2 protein-coding genes are annotated in these 1069 nt (G+C 26.9%); both read left to right on the forward strand.

Annotated features, from left to right (window positions below):
• Positions 1-729: hypothetical protein (locus KO504_RS02095; RefSeq protein ID WP_215924678.1), on the forward strand; the 729-nt coding region annotated here is incomplete at its 5' end.
• Positions 730-869: 140 nt separating this feature from the next.
• Positions 870-1069 (forward strand): hypothetical protein (locus KO504_RS02100; RefSeq protein WP_215924679.1); only part of this gene is annotated, 200 nt, incomplete at its 3' end.

Below are 1069 nucleotides of genomic sequence, written 5' to 3' on the forward strand. Positions count from 1 at the left end.
AACACGTTGCCATTAATTATGAAAAAAATCCTGTTAATACTAATATTTATTTGCAGTAATTCAATAATTTGTCAAAATACAATTGAATTAATCGCATATGACTGCATTAATGATAGGGACTCGAATAGAGATATTTCTGAAATTAAATTTAAAATATTGAATGAACACAAAGTAATTAGTCAAACCACTAAATCTAAGTTTGATTTATTTAGGTTTGAAACTTCTGAAAACGAAGTCAAAATTCAATATAATAATATTTATAATCAGAAAACAGATACTACATTTTTTATTACACCTCAAACTCAAAAACTTTTTTTGTGTGTCGAAAAAATGAAAGATTATGAAATAAAGACCTTTATTGAAAAAAGTCTGGAGGAAAATAAGAATTGGAAATTAAAATTGTCTGGAGGTAGTTGTTTTGTATATACAGATACAGAGATTAAAATTATTCCTAATAAAAATGGTGCTATCCTAAAATATAAATATGTTGAAGAACGAAATGGAAAAAAAATCAAAGAAAAAAAAGTAATTAAACTTGATAAGAATGACCTTGAAAGTCTAATAATGTTCGAAAAGAAATTAAGATTACTGAATTCAGCAATGAGAAGATGTGGACCTGGAACTTATTACTATTTGTCTTTAGGAAATGAAACAATTGAAATAAAAGATGAAACCTGTGTTGGAATTTTTAAAGAATATTTATCAAAAATAATTAAAAGAAATAACTAATGGCAACACCGTGTATATTTAATTGCTTTATTGAGCCTACTTGCGAATATTCCTGCGGAATATTCACGGGTTCGTTAAAGTTTGCTAACTTAGTTGCTTAACCACGCAACTAACCATACACAAACACGTTGCTAGTAATTATGAAGAACCGATTCTTTTTATTGATTACATTATTATCTCTATTCTCATGTATTTCTAATCAAAATACAGAAATAAATGCAATAATTGATTCTGCAAGTAAATCACTAAAGGACGGTCATCCAACAGTCGCAGTTAATTCCTTGGAGGAAGCAATAATTAAATTCCCTCAGAATACAGAAATTCTTTATGAATTATATTT

The sequence above is a fragment of the Winogradskyella psychrotolerans genome, assembly GCF_018860565.1.
GTDB classification, from domain to species: domain Bacteria; phylum Bacteroidota; class Bacteroidia; order Flavobacteriales; family Flavobacteriaceae; genus Winogradskyella; species Winogradskyella damuponensis.